The 24,981-nt window shown below is 59.1% G+C and carries 20 protein-coding genes; 5 read left to right on the plus strand and 15 right to left on the minus strand.

Features of this window, described 5'->3' with window-relative positions; all coding sequences use genetic code 11:
• Window positions 1–3: 3 nt before the first annotated feature.
• The 6 genes from B7E11_RS06100 to B7E11_RS06125 all read right to left on the minus strand — a co-directional run bounded on the left by B7E11_RS06100 (window position 4) and on the right by B7E11_RS06125 (window position 10,306).
• Window positions 4–1,926 (minus strand): hypothetical protein, encoded by a 1,923-nt coding sequence (locus B7E11_RS06100; protein WP_080832710.1) that lies wholly within the window; start codon window positions 1,924–1,926, stop codon window positions 4–6.
• Window positions 1,927–2,014: 88 nt separating this feature from the next.
• Window positions 2,015–3,628 carry an extracellular solute-binding protein gene (locus B7E11_RS06105; protein WP_240353157.1) on the minus strand — a complete coding sequence of 538 codons (1,614 nt, stop codon included), beginning with the start codon at window positions 3,626–3,628 and terminating at the stop codon, window positions 2,015–2,017.
• Window positions 3,629–3,687: 59 nt separating this feature from the next.
• Window positions 3,688–4,584, minus strand: a complete 897-nt coding sequence (locus B7E11_RS06110; protein ID WP_080832813.1) for a carbohydrate ABC transporter permease — start codon at window positions 4,582–4,584, stop codon at window positions 3,688–3,690.
• A 2-nt stretch (window positions 4,585–4,586) separates the two neighbouring features.
• Window positions 4,587–5,621, minus strand: coding sequence for an ABC transporter permease (locus tag B7E11_RS06115; protein ID WP_240353158.1), 1,035 nt, complete (start codon window positions 5,619–5,621; stop codon window positions 4,587–4,589).
• A gap of 395 nt (window positions 5,622–6,016) precedes the next feature.
• Window positions 6,017–8,347 (minus strand): helix-turn-helix domain-containing protein, encoded by a 2,331-nt coding sequence (locus B7E11_RS06120; RefSeq protein WP_080832712.1) that lies wholly within the window; start codon window positions 8,345–8,347, stop codon window positions 6,017–6,019.
• 354 nt (window positions 8,348–8,701) lie between these two features.
• Complete coding sequence (locus tag B7E11_RS06125; RefSeq protein WP_080832814.1) at window positions 8,702–10,306, minus strand: bifunctional metallophosphatase/5'-nucleotidase; 1,605 nt, start codon at window positions 10,304–10,306, stop codon at window positions 8,702–8,704.
• A 161-nt stretch (window positions 10,307–10,467) separates the two neighbouring features.
• On the opposite strand from B7E11_RS06125, the gene B7E11_RS06130 reads away from it, so the two are divergent.
• The 4 genes from B7E11_RS06130 to phnE (B7E11_RS06145) all read left to right on the plus strand — a co-directional run bounded on the left by B7E11_RS06130 (window position 10,468) and on the right by phnE (B7E11_RS06145) (window position 13,960).
• Entirely contained in the window at window positions 10,468–11,481 is a 1,014-nt protein-coding gene (locus tag B7E11_RS06130; RefSeq protein WP_080832713.1) for a phosphate/phosphite/phosphonate ABC transporter substrate-binding protein, read from the plus strand.
• Window positions 11,482–11,631: 150 nt separating this feature from the next.
• On the plus strand, window positions 11,632–12,402 hold the full coding sequence (gene phnC / locus B7E11_RS06135; RefSeq protein ID WP_080832714.1) for a phosphonate ABC transporter ATP-binding protein: 771 nt from the start codon (window positions 11,632–11,634) through the stop codon (window positions 12,400–12,402).
• On the plus strand, window positions 12,399–13,190 hold the full coding sequence (gene phnE, locus B7E11_RS06140; RefSeq protein ID WP_080832715.1) for a phosphonate ABC transporter, permease protein PhnE: 792 nt from the start codon (window positions 12,399–12,401) through the stop codon (window positions 13,188–13,190). Before phnC ends, phnE (B7E11_RS06140) begins: the two co-directional genes overlap by 4 nt.
• A complete protein-coding gene (phnE, locus tag B7E11_RS06145; protein WP_080832716.1) occupies window positions 13,187–13,960 on the plus strand; it encodes a phosphonate ABC transporter, permease protein PhnE in 774 nt (257 codons plus the stop codon). Before phnE (B7E11_RS06140) ends, phnE (B7E11_RS06145) begins: the two co-directional genes overlap by 4 nt.
• 166 nt (window positions 13,961–14,126) lie before the next feature.
• On the opposite strand, the gene B7E11_RS06150 is transcribed toward phnE (B7E11_RS06145), so the two are convergent.
• The 8 genes from B7E11_RS06150 to B7E11_RS06185 all read right to left on the minus strand — a co-directional run bounded on the left by B7E11_RS06150 (window position 14,127) and on the right by B7E11_RS06185 (window position 22,097).
• Entirely contained in the window at window positions 14,127–14,954 is an 828-nt protein-coding gene (locus tag B7E11_RS06150; RefSeq protein ID WP_080832717.1) for a class I SAM-dependent methyltransferase, read from the minus strand.
• A 339-nt stretch (window positions 14,955–15,293) separates the two neighbouring features.
• Window positions 15,294–15,923 carry an NAD(P)-dependent oxidoreductase gene (locus B7E11_RS06155; RefSeq protein WP_080832718.1) on the minus strand — a complete coding sequence of 210 codons (630 nt, stop codon included), beginning with the start codon at window positions 15,921–15,923 and terminating at the stop codon, window positions 15,294–15,296.
• 322 nt (window positions 15,924–16,245) lie between these two features.
• Window positions 16,246–17,901 carry a PucR family transcriptional regulator gene (locus B7E11_RS06160; RefSeq protein ID WP_080832719.1) on the minus strand — a complete coding sequence of 552 codons (1,656 nt, stop codon included), beginning with the start codon at window positions 17,899–17,901 and terminating at the stop codon, window positions 16,246–16,248.
• Window positions 17,898–18,341 carry a cupin domain-containing protein gene (locus tag B7E11_RS06165; protein ID WP_080832720.1) on the minus strand — a complete coding sequence of 148 codons (444 nt, stop codon included), beginning with the start codon at window positions 18,339–18,341 and terminating at the stop codon, window positions 17,898–17,900. The genes B7E11_RS06160 and B7E11_RS06165 overlap by 4 nt, the downstream gene beginning before the upstream one ends.
• Before the next feature lie 81 nt (window positions 18,342–18,422).
• Window positions 18,423–19,502: a cyanuric acid amidohydrolase gene (gene atzD, locus B7E11_RS06170; RefSeq protein ID WP_080832721.1), complete on the minus strand. Its 1,080-nt coding sequence runs from the start codon at window positions 19,500–19,502 to the stop codon at window positions 18,423–18,425.
• Window positions 19,499–20,254, minus strand: coding sequence for an ABC transporter permease (locus tag B7E11_RS06175; protein WP_080832722.1), 756 nt, complete (start codon window positions 20,252–20,254; stop codon window positions 19,499–19,501). Before B7E11_RS06175 ends, atzD begins: the two co-directional genes overlap by 4 nt.
• Window positions 20,251–21,060, minus strand: a complete 810-nt coding sequence (locus tag B7E11_RS06180; RefSeq protein WP_080832723.1) for an ABC transporter ATP-binding protein — start codon at window positions 21,058–21,060, stop codon at window positions 20,251–20,253. The genes B7E11_RS06175 and B7E11_RS06180 overlap by 4 nt, the downstream gene beginning before the upstream one ends.
• 23 nt (window positions 21,061–21,083) lie before the next feature.
• A complete protein-coding gene (locus tag B7E11_RS06185) occupies window positions 21,084–22,097 on the minus strand; it encodes an ABC transporter substrate-binding protein (protein ID WP_080832724.1) in 1,014 nt (337 codons plus the stop codon).
• Between the two features lie 328 nt (window positions 22,098–22,425).
• Here B7E11_RS06185 and B7E11_RS06195 point away from each other — a divergent pair, with 328 nt between their 5' ends.
• Window positions 22,426–24,729, plus strand: a complete 2,304-nt coding sequence (locus tag B7E11_RS06195; RefSeq protein ID WP_245809634.1) for an ATP-binding protein — start codon at window positions 22,426–22,428, stop codon at window positions 24,727–24,729.
• Here B7E11_RS06195 and B7E11_RS06200 read toward each other — a convergent pair.
• Window positions 24,719–24,973 carry a hypothetical protein gene (locus B7E11_RS06200; RefSeq protein ID WP_080832726.1) on the minus strand — a complete coding sequence of 85 codons (255 nt, stop codon included), beginning with the start codon at window positions 24,971–24,973 and terminating at the stop codon, window positions 24,719–24,721. The genes B7E11_RS06195 and B7E11_RS06200 overlap by 11 nt on opposite strands.
• Window positions 24,974–24,981: the final 8 nt, after the last annotated feature.

Genomic DNA, 24,981 nt, shown 5'->3' on the forward strand with positions numbered 1-24,981 from the left:
CGATTATAAGGGCAGCCGGTCGCTTGGCGCGAGCGGAAGCGTCGCTTCCGGCGATAATCCGCGGCTCGCTTCGCCGGCCGTTTCGCCGGGGACCCGTCTGGCCGTCACTCGGCTCCCGTTCCCCTCTTCCGTGACCATGACCGTCGGCGGCCGCTCCGCCTTCCCGCCGATCGCGAACGAGAAGAGGAACGCGGCTTTGCCGAGTGCGCGAAAATCGATCGTCCGCCGCTCGCCCGCATGGATAACCAAATCCAGGCCGCACGTTCCTCCCTCCCGGACGATTTCCCAGCGCCAATCTTTCCGTTCCCGGCTTTTCTCCGGATTTACCCGAGCCGCTGCATCTTTCCCGTCGGATACGTCTCCCCCGCCCACTGCGTCTTGCCCGTCCTTTGCGTCTCTCCAGGCCGAAGCGACTTTCCCGTCCTTTGCGTCTCTCCCGGCCGAAACATCTTCCCCGGCCGTTGCCGCATGCCGGATCGACGCATCCTTCTCCCCGAAAGCCGCGTACAAAATTTCGAACCGCAGCTTGAGGCCGTCAACGGTCGCGTGCGCGATCCGCCCGGACGTTTCGAAGCCGACGCCGTCCAGCGCCCCGCCGAACTCGAAGCGGAACCGAAAATCCGAGGCCCGAATCGAACCGTCGATCCGGTCGAGGTTCGGGTGAGTGTCACCGCCGTTGGTGACGAACCTCGCCCCGAGCAGCCAAAAGTCCCGCTCCGCCGACGCGCTCAGCACGGCCGAACTGTAATCGTACCCGTCATGCAGGCAGCGCATTTGCAAATAAACGGGCTCGTTCCCGTTCGCGAAATAGGCGACCATCCCGCGCGTCTGATTCCACATGATCTCTTCGCTGAACGTTCCGACCGCGTATCGCGGCGCGATTTGCGTGACGGCCCGCTTCACGTAGCCCGTCTCCGCATTGCGATAATAGGTCGTCTCCACGACCCGCTCCTCCGGCCGGACGAACATGTCCAAATAAGGCTCCGGACATTCGCACCCGATGCCGTACCATTCGGCGCTGTACTCCAGCTCGTCTTCGGCAAGGAGGAGCAGCCTGTTCCCCGAAGCCGCCTGCAGGAAAGACTTGACCGGTTTCGTCAGCAGCGTGCTGTAGCTGCGGCTGTGCGGCCCGGCCCACTGGCCGGTCGCCGGGTGAAAATGCTGGGCAATCATGCGCCAGGCGGCGTCCAGCAGGTCGGAGGCGATTTCCTTGGCCCGCAGCTGTACGGAAAATGCGCGGATTTTGGACAGTTCCACGATGGCGACCATCGTGTACGTCGGGCTGTTGAATTCCTGAAACGTCCCGAGCTCCTCCGTATGCCGCTTCAGCTTTTCCAGCCGTTGCAGGCCATACTCGGCAAACTCCTTCCGGCCGTAGAGCTCCCCTGCGATCAACGTGACAAGCGCGCCCATAATCGCGATATTCGTGTAATGGGGACCCACGTCGCGCTTGATAATCGCTTCGCAGGCGCAGCTTGCCGCTTCCCGGATTCGTTCGTTCAGCTCATCCGGCAGCCTGCCGCCGTGCCGCAAAGCCGCCAGCACGAGCTCCTTGCCGCAAAAATCGGCCCAGTTCCAATCCGGAGGCGCCATCCGCGCCAGCGGCTCCTCGTAAAACCACGGCCAGATGCCGTACGTATCGTTGCCCGGGTCTCGATCCTGCAGGGCGATGACGCGCTCGATGATCGCGGAGGCACGTTCCTCGTACGCGGAAATCCCCGTATTCAGCAGGCCGAGGGCGTACGCCAGCGACGGATAGGTCGGGTGCACCGTCGGATGCGTCTCCTTCGTCAGCGTCGTGTGATACCCGGGACTGCTGAACGGCAGCCGCAGCATGCCCGCATCCGGATCGAAGCTGCTTTCCTGAGACGCGATTTTTTTCAACAGCAGCGCTTCGTGGTCGAGCGCATTTGCCTTATTGCCCATTTTTCCGATCCTCGCTTTCCGTTTCCGAACTTCGTTCATTTGCCGTCACGGTCATTTCCGCGCTTTCCGTAATCCGCTTCAATTGCGATTACCGCATAAACTCCTTATTTTTCTCGTACCATTCCTGCGCCAGCTTCTCGACGTTTTCGCCTCCGAGGCGCTGCCATTCCTTGCGCACCTGCTCCAGGCCTTCCTCTGGGCTAAGCGCGTCGCCGCCGGTGACGACTTTGACCTCGATCTGCGCGGCGATCGGCGCGAACGTCGCGATCAGTTGGCTCGCTTCCGGAAAATCCGGGCTGTACGGAATGTCGCGGCGGTATTCGTTCTTCAGCGCGACTTCGAGCGAAGCCGACTTCGCCGTGGCGATTTTTTGCGAGATCGGATCCTGCGCGGCCATGACCGGAATCCAATCCGGCTTCGGGTCCCACTGGCTCAAAATCGCGTACTCCCGGGCGTAGAACGCTTCTTTCCGATATTTATCCGCGTCGATGCGCTGCGGGATTTCGCCGTTCACCAGCTTGTAATGCACGTTTTCTTCGCCTTGCTTCAGCGGCAGCCAGCCGTCCTCGATCATCCAGTCGAGAAATTTGACGGCCGTCTCGATTTTGTCCTCGTCCATCTTGCTGTTGAAGGCGACCAGAACGTTCGCGGGCAGTTCCTGATAAAGACCGTTTCGGCCGTACTTCGTCGCCACCGGCTCGAGCGGGGCGATTTCGGCGTCCGGCACGTTGGCGAGCAGATCCTGCATTTCGGTATCCATGCTCCAGGAGCCGAGATAGATGCCGGCCTTCCCGGTCGTCCACAGCTGGCGGGAGCGCTGGAAGTTGCTGTCCGTAATGTACTCCCTGTCGATGAGGCCCTGGTCGAACAGCGACTTCTGGAACGCGAGCGACTCGGCAAACCGGTCGAGCGTGCGGCCGTACTTCATCCGGCCGTCCTCCAGGTACCATTGATTTTCATTGTTGAAAAAGAACGCCCGCATAATTTGCACGCCGTTGCCGTTGAAGACGATCGGCACCGTATCCGCCGCGCCGTTTCCGTCCGGATCCTCGTCCTTGAATTTTTTCGCGACCTCGATCAGTTCTTCGACCGTCGTCGGCGCCGCAAGCCCCAGCTTGTCGAGCCAATCCTGGCGGATCCACATGCCGTGGTTGGCGATGACGTCGGTTCCGCGCGCGCTCGTAACCGCATACATTTTCCCGTTGATCGTGATGGCCGATTTCAGCTCGGGGTGCTCCGCCAGGTAGTTTTTCAAGGAAGTGCTGTACTTTTCGATATGCTCGTCGATCGGCTGAATCGCGCCCTGATTGGCGAGTTGGGCGATATAGGTTCGGTCGAACTCCCAGATCAGATCGGGCGCGCTGCCGGAGGCGATCAAGGCGCTCAGCTTCTGCTGCGCCTGGCCGCGGGGAACCGGCACCCATTTTACCTTTGCCGGGGAATTTTCGTCGATCCATTTCGTCCAGCGGTTGCTTTCGTAATTCCCCTCCTCCGTCGGCACCTCCCCGCGATCGAACATGGAAATGCCGATTTCCTGTTTCGTTTCGGCCGAGGCCGAGCTTCCGCCGGACGATGCCGCGCTTCCGGAGGGAGAAGAAGAATTCCCTCCCGATCCCCCGGAGCTGCAAGCCGCCGCGGCCAGCATCAAAAGCGACAAGCCGGCCGCCAGCAGCGGTTTCCTCGTTTTGTTCCGTGCGTTCAAATCGTTCATCCCCTTTTGAAATAGTCTAAACTATATCAAGGACTCATGGCCCTATGATATCATCCTTTGACCGAACCGATTAAGACGCCTTTCACGAAATGCTTCTGCAAAAACGGATACACGACGAGAATCGGCGCCACCGCGATGACGATCGCGGCCGCCTTGATCGCTTCCGGCGTCAGCAGCACCTGCGTGACCCCTTCGCTGCCCGAAAAGCTGTTGAGCAGGCTTTGGTCGACTTGCTGGATCATCTGGTAGAGCTTGAGCGTCAGCGTCTGCAGCGACGACTTCGTAATATAGAGCATCACGCTGAAATAGGAGTTCCACCAGCCGACGGCGTAAAACAGGGACAGCGCGGCGATGATCGGCTTGCACAGCGGAAGGATGATCCGCAGCAAAATCCGCCAGTCCCCCGCCCCATCGATCGCGGCCGACTCCTCGATTTCCTCCGGCAGGCCTTCCATGAACGTTTTCATGACGAACATGTTATACGTGCTGATAAGCGACGGCAGCCACAGCGCCCAGTAGGAATCCATCAAACCGAGCGATTTGATCAAAATAAAGTTCGGAATGACGCCGGTCACGAACAGCATCGTAAATGTGATCAGCATCAGCAGCGCGTTGCGGCCCATCAGCCGCTTTCGCGACAGCGGATAGGCGGCGAGAATCGTGAACGCCATATTGAACAGCGTCCCGATGACGGTGACGACGACCGTGTTGCGCATCGCCAGAAAAAGCTGGCCGTCCTCGAACAACCGTTTGTACGCCTCCACGTTGATTTCCACCGGCCACAGCGACACTTCTCCGGCGGTAATCGCCCTGCTGCTGCTCAAGGACGAAACGATGACGTACCAGAACGGGTACAGCGCGATCAGCGCGCATATTCCCAGGACGATATAGTTGGCGGCCGAGCCCAGACAAGACCAGCCCGGCCGGGCCGCTCTTCGGGTATTCATGCTTACCATAACCCCCTCTCCCCGAACAGCCGGGTCAGCCGGTTGACGCCCAGCACGAGGATCAAGCCGATGACCGACTGGAACAGGCCGAGCGCGGTCGTATAGCTGTAGTTCATGTTGAGCAGGCCGACCCGGTACACATAGGTGCTGATAACGTCGGCCACGTCGAGCACGGACGGATTTTGCAGGACGAGCGTCTGCTCCAGTCCGACGTCCATCATCTGGCCCATGCGGAGGACGAGCAGAATCGCGATCGTGCTGCGGATGCCGGGCAGCGTAATGTGCCAGATTTGCCGGAGCTTGTTCGCGCCGTCGATTTTGGCGGCTTCGTAAAGCTGCGGATCGATCGCGCCCATCGCGGCCAGGTACAGGATCGTGCCCCAGCCGGCGTCGCGCCAGATGCCCGATACCGTGTAGGCGACCGGCCACCAGGACGAGTCCGCCATGAAGTAGATCGGCTCGATGCCGAAGACGTTGCTCAGCAGCCAGTTCACGATGCCGGTGCTGGGCGAAAGCATCGCGACGAAGATGCCGCCCAGGACGACCCAGGAAATGAAATGAGGCAAATAGAGCAGGTTCTGCACCGTCCGCTTGAAGCCTTCCTTGCGCACCTCGTTCAGCATCAAGGCCAAAATAATCGGCACCGGAAACCCGAAGACGAGACTGTACAGGTTTAGAAGCAGCGTGTTCCGCAGCACCCGCCAAAAGTCGATGCTCGCAAACAGGCTTTGAAAATGGTCGAAACCGACCCACTTGCTGCCCAAAATTCCGTCTCCGAGCCGATAATCCTTGAACGCGATAATCTCGCCCGCCATCGGCGCGTATTTAAAGGCGAGATAAAACGCGAGCACCGGCAGCAGCATCAAATATAAATGCCGGTCCCGCTTAAGCCGGCTGCGGATGACGGAGCGGCTTGCGCCCGTCCTTGCCGCCCCCGGGCTTCCGCCCGCGAGCCGCGCGACTCCCGCCGGCGGGCCGCCGCCCCGGCTTGCGGGCGGCATTCTTCCCGGCCCTTTGCCGGTTCGATTTCCGTTCATGTTCGTTCACCCTTTCGTCGATGAGACCGTCTGGTCAGCCGGCGAACTCAGCGTACTCCGGGGCGGCCGTCGGCGATAGAGACACGTTTGGAACACGGTGCTTTTTTTTGCGGAAACGGCGGTGTCTTTTTTTGAGAAGGGTGCCTTTTCTTGCGGTGACAGGCGTATTTTCCTGCGGTTGCGAGGATTCGGCGCGGTTTGAGCCGAGGAAATCGCGCGAAAGGCGGTTCGGGCGAAAGGCGGATTTGGAGAAGGACGGGGAGGGGAGGGGGATCAAGAGGCGGCAAGTAGGAGCCGATTTACCCGCGAAGTTTAAAACGAAAAAGCGGGCGTGCGACGAGATCTACGAGTTCATCATGCGGATTTCCGCGCGTTTTTCTCGTTCCCTGTCCCGCTCACGGCTCCTCCCCCTGTCCCGCCGCGGTCTGCGTCCGGGCCGACCAGTCCCGGTACTCCATCGGCGTCATGCCCGCATACTTTTTGAACGTCCGCAAAAAACTGCGCGCATTCATGTATCCGACCGCTTCGGCGATCTCGTTGACCTTCATGTCCTTGCCCGACAGCAGTCTCTGCGCCTCGCGGATGCGGATTTCGATCAAATAATCGATGAAATTGCTGCCGGTATGCTCCTTGAACTGCTTGCTGATATACGTGGGACTCAACTGGAATTCGTGCGCGAGCCGGTCGAGGGACAAATCGCTTTCCTGAAAATGCTCCCCGATATACCGAAGCATCCGTTCGACGGCGGCGTTTTTTCCTTTTTGGCTGCGCCGCTCCTCCACTTGGCCGGCAAGCGATTCCAGGTAGGATACGACGATCCCGCTGACGTTCGCCAAGCTTCCGCTGCGGTTGATCCGTTCGTAAACGCCGTTGAGACGGCCCGCCGAAGCGCCGATTTCGACCCCCAGGGAGCTTGCGGCCTGCGCCGGTTTCATGACAAGGTCGAAAGCGAGCTGGCGAATGAGCTCCGGGGGCAAATTGCTGTCCGCGGCTTCCTTCAGCGTCTCCTCCACGCAGGCTTTCATTTTGGCGGCATCCGCCTGCTTCAGCGCGTCCGCAACGCGGTCCGCCATCCGGGTCAGCCGGTAGTAATCCTGGCTGTCGAGCGGCTGAAGATCCTCGATCGAAATGACCGAGTGCCGGCCGAATACCATTTTATATTGCAGCGCTTTTTGCGACTCGTCGTACGACTTCGGAATGTCTTTCATTTCTTTGCAGCACCGGCCGACGCCGACGGTCACGACAAGGCCGAACTGCCCCCGCATCACGTCGAGAAGCTGCTCCAAAATCGCGAGCGCCCGCAGGTGGTTCTGCTCGGCGTCCCCTTCGGCGAAGCTGAACAGCACCGCCGCTCTCCCCTGGCCCAAATCGATGGCGACGCCCGCGTTTTCGGAATTGATCAGCTCCTCCGCCACGTTGCAGAACGCATACGTATACAGCGTTTCGTCCCGCGCCTGGAAATCGACCCCTTCCTTGCCGATCTCGGCCGTGCATACGAGGAAACGCTCCGGAAACAGCCGAATGCCCACGGATTCCAAATGGTGCCGGACAGACGGATAATCCGTCCGATACCCGGCCAGCATATCCATCATCATCCGCCATTTCAGCACCGGCTTCGAATCCCGCATATGCTGCTCTAAATTGGACCGGTCCTGCACCAGCTGGTCGAACACCTTTTCCAGATAGGACAGCCCGGATCCCGGCCGCCCCTGCGGAATCCCCGCGCGGAACGACCCCGACATTTTGCCGACGAGCCGGTCGAGCGGCTTGAACGTCCACCGATTCACGTAAAAAAGGGCGAGCAAGGCGAGCGCGACCATGCCGGCGGCGAACGCCATCAGCAAGTTCCGCGTCACCTGCACCGGCTTGTAAATTTGCGACTCCGGCATGATGCTGATGAGCCGCCACCCCGTATAGACGGAGTCGTGATAAAATACCGATTGCCGGATTCCGTCCACCTCGCCCGCGAAATAACCGCTGCCCGTTTTGGACAACGCCGTCCGGATGTAGGGGACCTCCTTCAGATTGCGGTAAATTTGCGTTTTGTCGTCGTGCGTAACGACGTTGCCTTCCTTATCGATGATGAACAGGTGGCCAACCTTGTTGTCCTGAAAAACCTCCTTGATCATGTCGTACAGCACGTCTTCCTTGATGTTGACGGCGACCATTCCCTTGCGGTAGCCCGGACTGCTCAGGGTCGGGTAGGAGCGCACGAGCGTGACGACGTCCTGATTTTCGGTGCCGTCCCATACCTCGTGGGTCGTCAGCCATTTTACATACTCGGGCATGTTCTCGTAATCGTCGAGCCAGTTGTCCGCCAACGCGTCGTCGTCCTTGAAATAGGCTTTATCCGTTAAAATGTCACCGCTTACAGAAGAATAAACGAAAATCGATGCGAATTGGGGATTGGTCGTGATGAATTTTTTCAGCTTCGTGCTCAGGGCGTAAAAGTTCTCGTATCGCTGGGAATCCTCCAGGTAACTGTCCAGCATGAAATAAACGAACTCAAGCTCTTCGGTCAGCGTCAGCAAATCCTTCTCCGACTGGCGGAACGCGACTTCGATCTTTTCGTCGACTTGCTTCAACAGGGCCAGGTTCGTGTTCCGCAAATCGCTTTCCAGCTTGCCGACCGTTCCGACGTAAGAAAGCCAGAAGGTCAGCGCGATGACGAGCAGGAAAACGCCTCCATAGATTAACATCGCTTTCGTCGAGATGCTGGCTTTCATCGTCTCGCCCCCATTCGTCCGGTTGTACCTAATGATAGCGCATGCAAAAATTTCGTCAACGCCGCCTTATTGAGCGGGAAGGAGCCGGATCGGTCGGATGACGCTGGGCCAGCCGCGTATCCGACCCGCGGCTCGCCAATCGTCGGACGCGCCGAGCCGTCCCCCACATGCGAAGCTTGGTTGGATTTTGTCCATTCAAAAACGGCTTTACCGCCGTCCCCCTGCAGCTTAGCTTGTGATTCGAGCTCGATGCCTCTACCGGCTCTAAAAATAGGCCAACCAGAAATCTCTGGTTGACCTAATAATACGAAAGCCCCGAAGCCGCGCAGGCCCCGTTAGTCGTATAATCCTCCGTCAGTACGTCACCTTCCAGTTGCCGTCGCACGTCGCTCGAATCGTTTTGCGGGCGGAAATGTAGTCGGCCATGATTTCCGTCATGTCGGTCGGAACTTCGCGGACGACCGGCTTGCCCCGGAACATGTCGAAGTTGCCGCCGCCCCCCGACCGGTAGCTGTTCATGACGACCTCGTACGCCCCGTCCGGATCGAGCGGCTTTCCGCCTTGATTCAGCTTGACGACCCGCTGCCCCTCCGGCCGCGAAATGTCGAGCTCGTACTCGATGCCTTCCCACATGTCGTAATTGAAATGCTGGGGCTTCGGCGCCAAATAAGCGGGACAGATCCGCACCTGGCGTCCATCCCCATCCCCTTCCTCCAGCATGAAATAGCACGCGCTTTTTTCCAGACCCGCCTTGATGTCGCGGCCGCTCAGCAGCAGCACTTTGAGCGTGTTCGGGTAGATGTAGTTCGATACGATGTCCCGCATCGTGATCCGCTCGCCGAATCCTCTGGCCTCGTCGGTAAAGATCGCCGCGCAGGAGACGGCCGCGCCCGTCGTCTCCATCTGCACCCGGTTGACGAATTCGGTAAACGCATGGTCGGCAAGCCGCGCCGCGAACGGATCGGGGATCGCCATATTCCCCTCCGCTTTCCCGATCGGCTGGTCGAGCCACTCTTGCGTCTTTCGCTCGTCCTCGGCGAACATCGCGAGCAGCTCCGGATCGGCCGGCGTCGCGTCGTCCGCTTCGATGATTTCCGCCCGCTTGGCCGCGACGGACCAGTTGCCCGCTTCGTCCCGCTCAAACTCGATCCGGACTTTGGCGATCGCCTGCCCGGCGCTGCCCGGCTGCGCGATCGTCACCCCGTGCAGCTCGCCGGCCAGCGTCCGGTGCTGATGGCCGGTCAGCAGCACGTCCACGCCTTCAAGCTCGCGGCACATCGCGAAGCCCTGGTTTTCGCCGGTTTGCGGCTCCGTCTCCTCGCCCGTCTCCAAATCGCGCTCGAAGCCGCCGTGATAGCAGACGACGACGGCGTCGGGCTTTTCCGTTGCGCGGATATGGGCGACCCAACGCCGGGCCGACGACAACGCGTCCTCGAAGGCCAGTCCCGTTATGTTGTCCGGATGCTCCCAGTTCGGAACGTAATGCGTCGTCAGCCCGAGGATGGCGATGCGGACGCCCTCCTCCGTTTCGCGGACGAGATAAGGCTTGCCGAACGCCGGCTCCCCGTCCCGGCCGACGATATTCGCCGACAGCCAGGGGCAGTCGGAATCGGCCGCAACCTGCCGAAACAGGTCGAGCCCGTAGTTGAACTCGTGATTGCCCGGCACGGCCGCATCGTAACGCAGAAAATTGAGCGCGCGCGCCGCGGGATGTTCGCCTTGCCGGTCGTACTTGGCGTAGTGGTACATGAAAGGAGTCCCCTGGATCAAATCGCCGTTGTCCAGCAGCAGGAGAGACGGATCCCGCTCCCGCTCCGCGCGGATAACCGTGGCCAGCTTGGCCAGGCCGAGATTCCGTTCCCCGGGCCCGCGGTAATCCGTCGGGAAGATGTGCCCGTGAATATCGCTCGTGAAGAGCAGCGTCGCCGTCGCTGTAGTCGCAGTACTTGGTGAATTCAGACGAAAAACCTCCCCATTCCCTACCAATATATTATATGCATCTAACAATTAACAGAAAGTTTACGGCCATTTTACAATTCCGTCATGACATTGCTGAAATGCTGTGATATGATTACCCCATATTACAATAAATAACAGTTAGAGAAAAGTGGAGGGACACTATGTCAAAGAAATTCACAACACTTGCCATGATGCTTGCTCTGGTATTAGTATTCCTTGCAGGTTGCGGCAGCAACAATTCGAACAGCGGCTCCGGCGGCAACGCGTCCGAAAGCGCGTCTCCGAGTCCCAGCGCGTCGCCTTCCGCATCCGAGTCGCCGAGCGCATCGCCTTCGGAATCGCCGACCGGCTACGTTCCGACCACGCTGACGGTTCAATTCGTACCTTCGCAAAACGCCGACACGCTCGAAGCGAAAGCCAAACCGCTGGAAAAGCTGCTCAGCGATCAGCTCGGCATCGAAGTCAAAGTCAGCGTCTCTACCGACTATAACACGATTATCGAAGCGATGGCTTCCAAGCAAGTCGACGTCGGCTTCCTGCCTCCGACCGCTTACGTTCTCGCGAAGGAAAAGGGCGCGGCCGAAGTAATTCTGCAAGCGCAGCGTTACGGCATCGACGACGCGACCGGCGCGGAAACGACGGAGCTGGTCAACGGCTACAAATCGATGATCATCGTGAAAAAGGACTCCCCGATCCAATCGGTAGCGGATCTGAAAGGGAAGAAAATCGCCTACCAGAACGTCACCTCCTCCGCCGGCTACGTTTGGCCCGCGGCCGCGCTGATGGATGCCGGACTGGATCCGCTGAACGACGTCGAGCCGATTACGGTCAAAGGCCATGACCAAGGCGTCATCGCCGTCCTGAACGGCGACGTGGATGCGGCCGCCATCTTCCAGGACGCCCGCAACACGGTGAAAAACGACTATCCGACCGTCTTCGAGGACACCCGCGTACTGACGTTCACGGAATTCATCCCGAACGACACGATTTCGGTCCGCTCCGACATGGACCCGGCCTTCATCGAAAAGCTGAAAGCGGCGTTCATCGCGATCGGCAAGGATCCGGAAGGCGGACAAATCATTTTCGACATTTACTCCCACCGCGGTTATGTCGAATCCGAAGACAGCATCTTCGATATCGTCCGCGAATACAATGAAAAAGTAAAAACCGAGTAAGCGAACCCCGCGCAACATCCGAACCGAACGCCAATCGGGAGCCCGCCCGGCGCGGCGGCTCCCCAAAATTTCAAACCAGCCAGTCGAATACTCGTTATTCGCTGGCTTGTCTTTTATTTTATAACCCCCATTCAAAGGACTGATTGATCCGTGATCGAACTCCGCAACGTATCCAAGACGTATCCCAACGGAACAAAGGGTCTGAACAACATTAATTTGACCTTCGAAAAAGGCGAGTTCATCGTCATCGTCGGGCTGTCCGGCGCCGGCAAGTCGACGCTGCTGCGTTCGATCAACCGGCTGCACGAAATTACGGAAGGCGACATTCTCATCGAAGGCAAGTCGATTACGTCGGCCAAAGGCGCCGCGCTGCGACGGATTCGCCGCGACATCGGCATGGTGTTTCAGAGCTTCAACCTGGTCAAGCGTTCCTCGGTCATTCGCAACGTTCTGGCCGGACGCGTCGGTTATCATTCCGGCTTCCGTACGCTGTTCGGGTTTCCAAAAGAGGACATCAACCTGGCCCTGCAAGCGCTGGGACGGGTTAATATAGCGGAAAAAGCGTACATCAGGGCCGACCAGCTGTCCGGCGGCCAGCAGCAGCGCGTCGCGATCGCCCGGGTGCTGGCGCAGGAAGCGAAGATCATTCTCGCCGACGAGCCCGTCGCTTCCCTGGACCCGCTGACAACCAAGCAGGTCATGGACGATTTGAAAAAAATCAACCAGGAGCTCGGCATCACGACAATCGTCAACCTCCACTATATCGACCTGGCGCGGGAATACGCGACGCGCATCGTCGGGCTGCGGGCCGGCGAGGTCGTATTCGACGGACCGGTCGCCGAGGCGACGGACGAAAAGTTCGCGGAAATCTACGGCCGTCCGATCCAGGAAGACGAGCTGCTGGGAGAGAGCGCCGTATGAATACCCAAGCGCCCCCTACGCTGCCGAAGCCGCCAAGCAAGCTGAAGCATATCCTGACGGCGGTCATCGTCGTCCTGCTGCTGTGGGCCAGCGCCGTACAGACGGAAACCTCGCTGGGCAAGCTGTACAACGGCTTGCCGAATATGTGGGATCTCATCGAGGAAATGTTCCCGCCGAATTGGGCCTATTTCGACAATATCGCGGGCCCCATGCTCGACACGATCCGCATGGCGATCGCCGGGACCACCTTCGGCGCGATTATCGCCATCCCGTTTTCGATCCTTGCCGCAAGCAACATGATCCGATCGCCGTGGATCTACCAAATTTTCCGGTTTATTCTGAATCTGCTGCGCACGATTCCGGACCTGCTGCTTGCCGCGATATTCGTCGCCATTTTCGGCCTCGGCATCCTGCCCGGCGTTCTCGCCCTGGCCGTGTTTTCGATCGGCCTGATTGCCAAGCTGACCTACGAATCGCTGGAAACGATCGACAACGGGCCGCTCGAGGCGATGACTTCCGTCGGAGCGAGCAAGCTTCAATGGATTTCGTTCGGCGTCGTGCCGCAAATCCTCCCCCACTTCATCTCCTACGTGCTGTACACGTTCGAGATCAACGTGCGGGCGGCGGCCGTGCTCGGTCTCGTCGGGGCGGGCGGCATCGGCCTTTTCTACGAGAAGACGCTCGGCTTCCTTGAGTACGACAAGACCAACTCGATCATTCTGCTCACCTTGGCCGCCGTTCTGGTCATCGATTATATAAGTACGAAGCTGCGGGAGAAACTGCTATGAACCGGAACCGATGGAAACGCTGGCTCATTTTTGTCGCCCTTGTGCTGATTTACGTTTGGACATTCTGGGGCATCGAATTCGGCGGAATCAAAGAAACGGCGGGGCAAATCACGCGAGCGATCCTCGAAGGACTTTTCTCGCCGGACTGGGATTACGTCTATTTGCCCGACGGCGAAGACCTGCTCCGGACGATGCTGGAGACGCTGGCCATCGCCGTGCTCGGCACGTTTATTTCCGCCATCCTGTGCATCCCGTTCGCCTTCTGGGCGGCCGCGGGCAAGAACAAGGCGAGGACGCTGTCCGGAACGGGCAAATTCGTCCTCAGCTTCATCCGGACCTTCCCGGAAATCATCATGGCGCTCCTCTTCATCAAAGCGGTCGGTCCCGGGGCGTTCGCCGGCGCGCTGGCGCTCGGCCTGCATTCGATCGGCATGCTCGGCAAGCTGTTTTCCGAAGAGGTGGAAAACATGGACGCCGGACCGACGGAAGCGCTGATCGCGACCGGGGCAAGCCGGCTGCAGGTGCTCTGGTTCGCCGTCATCCCGCAGGTGCTGCCGGGATTTCTGTCCTACACGCTTTACCGTTTCGAGATCAACGTGCGGTCCGCAACGATTCTCGGCGTCATCGGCGCCGGCGGCATCGGCACGCCGCTCATTTTCGCCCTCAGCACCCGGTCCTGGGAACGGGTCGGCATCATTTTGCTCGGCATCATCGTCACCGTTACGGTGATCGACCTCATCTCCGGCTATTTTCGCCGCAAGCTGGCCTGACGCCAATGCGAAAAGGACCGCAGGCTTCATTCGCAAAAGCCTCCTGCGGTCCTTTCTTTTTTGCCGCTCGCCCGTTATGCGGTTCTTCCTGTCCCCTTCTCGACTGCCAAACGGGTTATTCCAGCGGCCAGACTCGGACTGCCCGTTCTTCGGACGTCCCCGGTTCTCATTTAACCCCAAGCCGCATCCGGTACCCGAACATGACGTCCAGCGTTCGTCCTTGGAAATAGTTTTCAACCTTGGTCTTGAACGCTTGAATCTCACCTTCCAGCTCCGTCGCCCCAAGCTTGAGCGCCGTTTGTACCCCGCCCTGGCTGAGCGCAAGTCCGATATAACGGTCGGCGTCGCACCGTTCCACGTTGTGAAACACCGCTTCTTTCGCAAATCGAAACTGCCCGCTTGCCTTCAAGTTCGCCAGATGCTGCTCCTTGTCCCGCTTCACCGCTCGTTCCGCTTCCGGCACCCGCCTCGCGATCGTTTCGTCCGCCAGCCGGATCAGCTTCCCGTAGCCGCTCTCCGCTTCCCAGCCGGCCTGGGGCGGCCAATCGCAATCGTAAGCGGCGAACACGCCGCCCGGGCGCAGCACGCGGCCGATTTCCTTTAACGTGCTGTCGGGATCCATCCAATGAAACGATTGCGAGCAGGTGACGATCTCCGCCGATTCGGAAGCGATATCCAGCCGGTTCGAATACCCGCGAACAAACGAAATCCGGCTTGCGGCATCCGCGCTCAGCAGCGCTTGCTTCTCCCTCGCCTTGGCGATCATGTCCTCGTTCGGTTCGACCCCGACGATCCGGTCGGCCGCATCCGTCCATACAAAGGTGGACAGTCCGGTTCCGCAGCCGATATCGACGACAAGCGACGGTCTGCCGCCCAGGTAGCCGGTAAGCAGATTTACGACTTGGGCCGGCGCTTGCGGGCGATGGGCGTCATACAAGCTTCCGTAGCCGTTAAACCGATCGACATTGCTTTTCAAATTGCCTTCCGGAATCATCCGACTCCTCCTGTCTTGGGGCGGCTCGGCGGCCATCCGATCTTTTCCTCTATTATACACAAGAAAGAGGCCTGACGGCGTCCTTAGGATGGCACAACTCCCGAGGATCATGATTGTTAGCAGCGCTCAGGAGTGCGATCATGGCCGAGATGAGTAATGGTTACTCAAGTGAGTACGGACATTTGCGCACGTTCGGTCCAGATGAGTAATGGTTACTCAAGCGAGTGCGGCCTCACGCATACAGCCGGTCCAGATGAGTAATTTCTACTCAATTGAGTGCGTTCGCATGCGCATGGCGGGTGGAGTTGAGTCACCTCCGCCCAAAGCCTGCCCCGTCGATCAGCTTTCCGAAGCTACCGTGAAGCGTTCGTTGACGTGCTGCGGATTTTCGATCTCGTCCACGACCGCCACCGCGTAATCTTCGTAGCTTACGTAGCTCTTGCCCTGCGAGTTGACCAGCAAATGGTCCTTGCCTTTCAAATAGGAACCCGTTCTCTTGCCCAAAGCGATTTCCGCCGACGGGCTCAAGAACGTCCATTTGACGCCGCTGGACGCCTCGAGAATGCTCAAAGCTTTGCCTTGCGCCCGGGCGAGCGGCTTGAACATTTCCGGAAAATCCGGCGTGTCGACGACGCGCTGCGTTTTTTCCGGATCGACGAACAGGCTGCCGGCGCCGCCGACCATGATCAAGCGCGCGTCCGCGCCTTTCAGGGCGTCGATCAGCACGTTCGTCACATCGGCGTGCAGATCGACATTGTCGAACACCCCGTAAGCGCTCACGACAACATCATATCCCGCCACATCGGCCGCCTTCAAGTCCAGCACATCCTTTACCACGACGGCGGACGCGCGGGACGGCGCTTTCGAAGCATCGCGGACAAACGCGGTCACCTCGTGCCCGCGGCTTGCCGCTTCCTCCAGAATGCGGCTGCCTGCTTTGCCGTTGGCTCCGATAACTGCGATTTTCATGAGAGTTCTACCTCCGCCAGTGAAATTGTTTTTTCATTCGTAAACAACTAACCTGTAACCATCATAGTTACATATGAGAGGGATGTCAACCGGAGATAACAATTTTGAAAAAGAACGATTCTTGAAAGCTTGAGCAGCGTTCCTGAGCTTGCTCTTACCGCCCGATCGCGATGAATCCTGCAATGGTGCAGGTTTTTTTCAATGAACGAGCCGCCGGCCGTAGACTTGGCCAACCATGCCCGTCCATTAATGCCCCCGGAACGAAAAAAATCCCGCAACCCAAACCGACGGGCGATTCGGGCTTGCGGGACGCTTATCCGCTTCAGAGAGATGCCTGGGGATGGCCGCCGTCGTCCGCGGCGTCGCGATTTCGCATTTCATGCAGCATCATGCCGATATGAAGCTGAAGCCGATCCTTGCTGTTGTCGGCGCTCAGCTCCAGCAGCTCGTACGCTCGCTCCAGCCGGTACATGATCGTGTTGTAGTGCGCGAACATCGCTTCCGCGGTTAGCCTGGCATTTTCGTTATTGCGAAAATAGCACTTCAACGTTTTGACCAGCAGCGTATGGTGCTTGCGGTCGTACTCGATAAGCGGCTCCACGATGCGGTCCATGAATTCCTTGATTTCCTCCGATTCGGGAAGCAGGTACAACAGCTGGTAGACGCCCAGCTGCTTATAACGGATTTGCGGATCGCGAATGCCGCAAACGGAGCTGATGTAATGGATTTTGCGCGCCTGGTCGCAGCTCCGGTACACTTCCTCCGGACGTTCGACCGAATCGCCGACGCAGAGCGACAGTTCCGATTTCAGCTCCTTATGAAAGCCGGCCTCCAGTTCGCGGACGATCCGGTCCAACTGCCCCTGCAGCTTCGCCCCTTTCTCGCTGGCCGCAAGGAACACCAGCTGCCCGTCCAGCAGCGTGACGTAAAGGCCTTCCCGCTCCGGCACCGTCCGGCGGAATTGCTTCGCGGCTTTTTGCAGCTGTTGGACGTCCACGGTCCGATCCAGCCACCGGACGGCGATCGCGCTGTAGCTTTGTCCGTCCGCGATTTTGCAGCCGCACGCTTCGGCCCTCGACATCAAATCCTGAACGGCCACGATTCGCCCGGTCAACCAATCGCTCAAAAACTGGTCGACGTATTTATACTCGACCTCGCGCCGCGCATGCAGGTTGGCCATTTCCAGGCTGACAAGCACCCCGACGCGATCGAGCGTCAACCGGTCGGCCATGCTCAGCTCCTGATTCCATTCGAGCAGCAGCAGGCTGCAGGCGTCAGAACGGCTGTCCGCGGCGGAAATGTAAACCCGGATCTTGCGCGAACCGACGGTCATGTAATTGACGCCCAGCTGAATTTCCTGGCACAGCCGCGCCCGCTCCGGCGAATCGCTCCGCCACGGGAACAGCTCGGCCGCCCGCGGCGAAAAATAAAGCTCGTTCGCCCCGTCCAGCAGCACGACAGGATTGTGCAGCATTTCGTCCAGCTCGCGCAAAAAATCGTCGATGCCGCCGCCGTACAGCAGCTGCTCCGACATTTTTTGAAACCGGTTCTGGAGCAGCGAAAGCTGTCTCGCCTCCTGCACGAGCACCCGCTCCATTACTTCGCGAACGACGTCCGAAAACGACGTCGAAAGCGGGAGCTCGATGATCGGAAAGTCGAACTGTTCCGCCATCTCCAGCACCCGCTCCGGAATCCGGTCGATATAACGCTTCGTTTTGATGCCGAGGGCCGCGACCCCCCGCTCGGCGAGCTGGGGAATCATATCGGCGATCTGCTCCGGCCGGTCGCGAAACGGAAATCCGCTCGTGACCAGAAATTCGCCGGAGCGGACCCAGTCGATGACGTCCGGCACCTCCATGACGTTCACGCGGTTGATCGCGCGATCCATCCCTTTATGCCCGGCCAGCACGACGGCGTGCTGCAGATGGGGGATGAGCAGGAGGTCCCGGCACGTAAACGTCAGGTTTTCGTTAATCATGCGCCGTCCGGCTTCGGATAGTCCGAACTGACGATTTCGGTGTTGAAGAAGGAGTTCGCCGGAACGTTCGGCTCGACCGGCAGAAAGATGCTGATCTGCTCGCTCGGCGCATCGCCGGCGTTCGCGACGGAATGGACGACCCCCGCCGGCACGAGAAACGTGTCTCCCGCCCCGTAATCCTTCCACGTCCCGTTGCACAGCAGCTTCACTTTGCCGGCCGTCACGTGGATGATTTCCGCCACATCGTGAAAGTGGGGAAGCACGGCTCCGCCGACGCCGATTTTCTCCCACAAAATCGAGCTGGACCGGATCCCCAGCGCATCCGCGTCCGCCGCGCTGCAAATTTCTTTATGGTACAGATGCACGTGATTGGGCATCAATTCCCACGTCATGTCCTTGTTTTCGAGTACCTTCGTTTCGGCCGTTTGCGTCTGGTTCATGTTCGTCGTCTCCCCGTTCGGATGATGGATGATGCATGATGAATGGAAAAAGCGCTATGCGCCATAAAAGCAAGAAGACCTTCAGTTCGTGTTTCGCCTGAAAATGACCGCGACCGGCCCGCCGCCCGGCGGTCCCTGATGCTCGGCTCCGCCGGACACGTAAATCATCGGGTCGCCGCACAGGGAGGCCAGCACCGCCCCCACCGCCGCGCGGGCATGGCGGGTATGGTTGATGTCCGAGTCGTTCAGCATCGTATGCCGCCGGCCGCGGATCAAGCCCGACGGATCGGCTTCGGCCTTCGCGAGCACCTGCACGACCTCGGCCGACGCGTTCTCCCGCAGCAGCGACAGCAGCGAAGCCCCGTCGATCGCGTCCTTCATGACGCCGTGGCTCATATACAAGTCTCCGGCCGCCTCGGCGGAATTGCCGAACACGATCACTTCGCAGCAGGCCAGCTCGCTGCCGGCCGATGTCGAAGCGACGCCGCTGTATTTGCTCCAGTCCGCGCAGACGTCGGCTTCCCCGACCTCCCCTTCGCCGAGCTCGCCGAGCGCGATCGCCGCCCCGAGCGCGGAGGCGCCGCGGGAATAGCCCATCGATTTGTACGTATCGTCGACGATCGGCTCGGCGCCGCGGCTTCGCGCGTCCAGCATGCCCGCAGCCGTCAGCAGCGGACATTTGATCTGCACGAAATGCACGTCCGCGGCATCCGCGATTCGCGCGTCGGCCATCGCTTTCCGCACCGCGCTCGCCACCTCGCGGATTTGCGCCTCGCGTCCGAGCTCCTCGGGCCGAAAATCCCGGGTGTGCGCGACGCCGACCGCCAGCGATTTCGTTCCGTCCGCCGCGGCCTCTTCCCCGGCGGAGCGAACGGACCGGCTGATGACCGTATGATGCGGCGCCAGCACGCCCTCGGTGCCGCCCGACATGATATAGGAAATGCTGCCCGCCGCTTCCTCCCCTACGTAGCCGGAGAAGAAGCTCTTGAGCGTCCGAACCGCATATCCGCGGGTAAAATCGTTGACGCAGCCGTTGCCCTCCGTTTTGCCGAGCACGGCGATCACCCGCGAGGGGACGATGTCCCCTTGATCGATCAACCGTTTCAGCTCGGACGTATCGTCCGGCGAAGCGATCGGTACTTTAACGACGGATATGTTCATGCCGCTTCATCCACCTTTTGCCAGAAAATCATTTTTTTCTCGAGCCAGGACAGAATCCCGAACAGGATGAGCCCGCAAACGGCTGCCGCGGCGATCGCCGAGAACATGACCGGCGTGTCCAGATGGTAGGACGACACCAGCACCATGTAGCCGAGCCCTTTGCTTGCACCGACGAATTCGCCGACGATCGCGCCGACGATGGCGAGCGAGCTGGAAATTTTGAGCGCGGACATGACGTAAGGCAGACTGTTCGGCAGGCGCAGCTTCCAGAAAATTTCCCAGCGGCTGCCCTTGTATGCGGTGAACAACTCCCAGGCTTCGTGCTCCACCGCTTTCAGCCCTTTGACGCTGTTGACCAGAATAGGGAAAAAGCAAATGATCATCGAAGCGGCGACCTTGGACCAATATCCCGTGCCGAGCCAGATGACGAGCAGCGGAGCGAGCGCGACGACCGGCGTCGTCTTAAGCGCGATCGCCAGCGGGAACATCCCCTTTTCGACCGGACGCGAATGGACGAAAATGACGGCCGTCACGAAGCCGAGAACGTTGGCGAGCAGAAAGCCGAGCAAAGCCTCGAACATCGTCACCCCCATGTTGCTCAGCAGATCGGCGCCAATCACCTGCACGACATCGCTCGGCGCCGGCAGTAAATACAGCGGCAAATCGAAAATCAAAACCGCGGCTTCCCACAGAATAAGAAGGCCGAGAGCGTAGACGACGGGATACATGATGTCTTTCGCTTTTGCGCTCATTGATCCTTGACCCGCTTTCTCAATTCTTTGACCGTCTGGATGAATTCCGGCAGCTCTTCCATTTCCACTTCGCGCGGATGCGAAAGCGGAACGGCAAGGATGTCTTCCACCCGCGCCGGGCGTTTGGACATCATCACGATCCGGTCGGACATGATAACGGATTCCTGAATCGAGTGCGTCACCATGACGACGGTCTGCAGACTGCTGTCCGGATTTTTCCACAGGCGGAGCAGCTCGAAATTAAGCTTTTCCCGCGTGAATTCGTCGAGCGCGCCGAACGGTTCGTCCATGAGCAGCACCGAAGGCTCCGCCGCCAGCGCCCGGGCGATGGCGATCCGCTGCTGCATCCCTCCGCTGAGCTGTCCCGGGAAGTGCCGGCGGAAATCGGCCAGCCCGACCAGCTCCAGCGCCTGTTCCGCCTTCGCCCGGCGTTCGGCCTTGCCCATTTTCGCCATCGGGCCGATGCTGAGCGGAACCTCGATGTTCTGAATCGCGGTCAGCCAGGGCATGAGCACCGGTTTTTGAAACACGATGCCGATCTCGTCCGGATTGCCGTGATGAACGATCTCCCCGCCGGCGTCCGGCTTGAGCAGCCCGAGCAGCAGCCGGAGCAGCGTCGATTTGCCGCAGCCGCTCGGCCCCAGGATCGAAAGAAATTCCCCTTGGAAAATATCGAGCTCCACGCGATTCAGCACCCGGACGTCGCCGAACGTAAGCGAACAATCGCGGATGGATATGGCCGGCTTCCGGGAAGCCGCGTCCGGGCCCCCGCTCTTTTCCGTTTCCGCCAAGCCGAGTGTCGTCATGGCCTGCACCCTCTTTCTGGCTTTTATTGAATGAACTCGTTCGTAAAGGCGGCTGGCAAGTCCTGCTCCTCTTTCAAGAAGCCGACGTCCAGCAGGCTCGTTTGCAGCGCGCTCCATTCGGACTCTTCCATTTGGCCCAGCGGCGCTTTGTCCGCTTCAAGCAGCGGAATGCTGGCGTTCATCATCGCGGTTTCATGCTCCAGATTGAGGCCGTCGCCGTATTTGACCGTCACTTCGGCCGCTTCGTTCGGATGGTCGATCGCGTACTGCCAGCCCTTCATCGAAGCCTGCACGAAGCCTTTGACCGTCTCCGGATCGTTTTCGATCATTTTTTCGGTCGTAAACAGCGTATCCGCGTAAAAATCGATGCCGTAGTCGGACGGCGCGATCACGTTGACTTCATGCCCCTGCTCCTGCGCGGCGATCACTTCGTTGATGACGTAGCCCGGCCATGCTTTGACTTGCCCCGTCAGCAGCGGGCTCAGATCGAATTTGACCGGCATTTCCTCGATGGCTCCGTCTTCGATGCCCGCCTTTTGCGCCATGGCGCGATACGTAAGCTCCTCGTTCCCGCCGAGCTTGACGCCGATTTTTTGGCCGACCAGGTCTTCCATCGTCGCAAGACCCGATTCTTTCAACGTAAACAGGACGAAAGGAGAGGAACGATAAATGACCGACAAAGCGACGACCGGCGCGCCCTTCTCGCGGGAAAGCAAAATCTGGTCGGCGCCGGTGACGCCGAAGTCCTCGCTGCCGGACGACACCATTTGCACCGACGGGAAGTCCGAACCGCCCGGACGAATTTCGACGTCCAGCCCCGCTTCCTCGTAATATCCCTTTTCCTTGGCGATATAAAACCCGGCGAACTGGGCCTGGTTGATCCATTTCAGGCGAAGCACGACTTTTTTCAGCTCTTTTTCCCCCGCGTCCGTTCCCGCCGCGCCGTCCGCGCCGGCATCGGAATCCGACTTTCCGCAAGCGGCGGCGACGAGCATGACCGCCATCAACAACACGAACATCGATTTCCATTTGCGCATCGTATCCACTCTCCTCCGTTGTTCCCGGTGTGTGCTCTTTTGAGATGTGTTACATTATATCACAATGATTTCTCGATTATATTATAAAAACTCCAAATATAAATCCTGTTTCTTTGTTTATAAATACAAAACACTTCAAAAATCTCAATAAACCTTACATTTTGAGGTATATTTTCGCCGACTCCTCCCCAACTTCGCAACCTGTCATGTAAAGTATTCAACCCCGTCTCCGCCCCCAAGCCCTTCCTCCACCATTCGACAACAATTGACAGGAACGCCGGGCCGTTGTCTAATGAGAGGACAGGCACACGTTCAGGAGGCTCCTTTTATGACGATCAGGTCAAAGCTCGCCCTGTTCATTTCGATATTGATCGCCGTTATTTTAATGTTGAATATTTGGCTCTACTACTACTCCACCAAAAACCAGATGCAGCGGGATGCGGAAAATCAAATGAACGCCGTCGCCAGGCAGGTCGGGGCGACGATGGAAGCGATGCAGCAATCGCGCAGACTTATCGAAGAAACGCTGGGGGAACGACTCCGCATCGCGGCCATCGCGGCAGCGAACCGCCTCGGCCCGGAATATCGCCATGTCGAGAACGATCAATTGGCCGAGCTAAGCCGGGAGCTGGGCGTCGATCACATTACGCTTTGGCGAAAAACGGAGGACGACATCGTCGTCGTCCGATCGTCCGACCCGAAGGAAATCGGGCTCAGTTCCAAAAACATGGATTACTGGTACGACGCGTTCGTCCAGCTTTTCGAACAGGGGAACGTGACGATTCCGCAAGGGCAGAAGCTGGACCGTTTCTGGTCCGGGCCGATCAACTTCGCCAGCTCCGATCCGGAACGCATCAACAAATGGGGATACTATTACGACGGAACGACCGATTATATGATCAACCCCTTCATTCACGCGGAAGTATTCGTCAATTTCGAGAGGGACCTCGGCACGGACTCCATCGTCCAAAAATTGCTGGACAGCAACCCCGATTTGTTGGAAATCACCGGCTTCGACCCCGAATTTTTCGGCAAACCGCCGATCATTAAATACAAGCAAGGCCAGCCTGTGCGCAACCTGGACGTCCGGGACATCGTTTTCGGCACGTACAGCTATGTCAACCAGACGGAAAAAGACGCGGCCCTTGTCGGCCAAGCCGCGAGGACCGGCGAGATGGTAACGGTGCCGGACCGCCTGAACGGCACGAACGTCATCCGCAGCTTCATCCCGATTCAAGGGGATAAAACCTACGTATACGGAGTGACGTTCAACCGGAATTCGATCGACGAGACCCTCAATCGGCAGATGCTGATCCTGACGCTGATCTCCGTCGCGCTGATCGCGCTTTCGATCGTCGCCAGCTACCTGTTGTCGGGGGTTATGATTCGTTCGCTTCATCGGATCGTGACCAAGGTCAACGAGATCGCGGGCGGCATCTTCGGGCAAAAGCTGTCCGTACGCAGCAAGGACGAGCTCGGCCTGCTCGCGTCGCGCGTCAATACGATGGAGGACAACTTGCAGTATTACATGTCCGGCCTCAAAAACACCGCCGCCGAACTAAGCGATACGAAGCAATATCTCGAATCGCTGGTCAATCACACGTCGGACGCGATTCACGTCGCCGATCTGCAGGGACGCGTGACGCAGGTCAATCATGCTTTCGAGGGGATGTACGGCTGGAGCGAGGCCGAGGTGCTGGGACGGCCGCTCGACAATATTCCTCCGGACCAGGTTCGGGATTGGGAGGACATTCGGCGAACCGTTCTGGAGGGGGGAGCGGTTACCGACCGCGAAACGGTGCGCTATACGAAGGACGGCACCCCGATCGACCTGAGCATTACGGTGTCTTCGATCCGGAACGAACAGGGGGAGATTGTCGCGATCGCCACCATCTCCCGCAACATTACGAACCGGAAGCAAACGGAGGAAATGCTGCGCAGGTCGGAGAAGCTGTCCGTCGTCGGCCAGCTTGCCGCAGGCATCGCGCACGAAATCCGCAATCCGCTTACGACGCTCATCGGGTTCGTGCAGCTGCAGCAAAAGAAGGGCTCCTTGCCCGGGGTTTACCTGGACGTCATGCTGTCGGAGCTGGACCGGATCAACTACATCGTCAGCGAGCTGCTCTTCCTCGCCAAGCCGCAAGCGTCCGTTATGGAAATGGCGAACGTGGCCGATATTTTGGGGGACATTTCGCTGCTGCTGGAATCCCAGGCCCGCATCAGCAACGTTCGGATCGTCACGAATATTCCGGCAAACCTGCCGAAGGTAAAGTGCGCGATCAACCAGTTGAAGCAGGTATTCGTAAACGTGATCAAAAACGGCATCGAAGCGATGCCGGACGGAGGCACTTTGCGAATCGAGGCGGAGACGTTGGAGGATAGCGGAGGCCTTCTGCTCCGCGTTTGCGACAACGGGTGCGGCATTCCGGAGGAAACGCTGTCCCGGCTGGGAGAACCGTTCTATTCGACCAAGCCGACAGGCAACGGCCTCGGCGTCATGGTTTCGCAGCAGATCATCGCCAACCATAAAGGAACGATCGATTTCCGCAGCGCTCCGGGAGAAGGGACGACCGTGGAAATCCGCCTCCCTTCCCGCGACGATTCGGACAGTCCCGACTTCGCTACAGCTTGAATGCGGCTTCGATTTCCCGAATCCGTTCATCGTCGATCGCCACGATCGTGCCCAGCGATTCCGCGGCAATGACCGCTTTGGCGCTGTATTCGGCGACCTCGAGCCGGTCGAAGGCGTTCAGCAGGCTTTGCCCCGCGACGATCAGGCAATCGTTCTCCGCGATGGCGATCGGCGTGTCCGGAGCGAAAATCCGCGCGGTCTCCTCCGGGGTCCGGAAGGTCGCGCCGAACGCAAGACGCGGCATGCCTCGCA

Source organism: Cohnella massiliensis, from assembly GCF_900169535.1.
Lineage (GTDB): Bacteria > Bacillota > Bacilli > Paenibacillales > Paenibacillaceae > Cohnella > Cohnella algarum.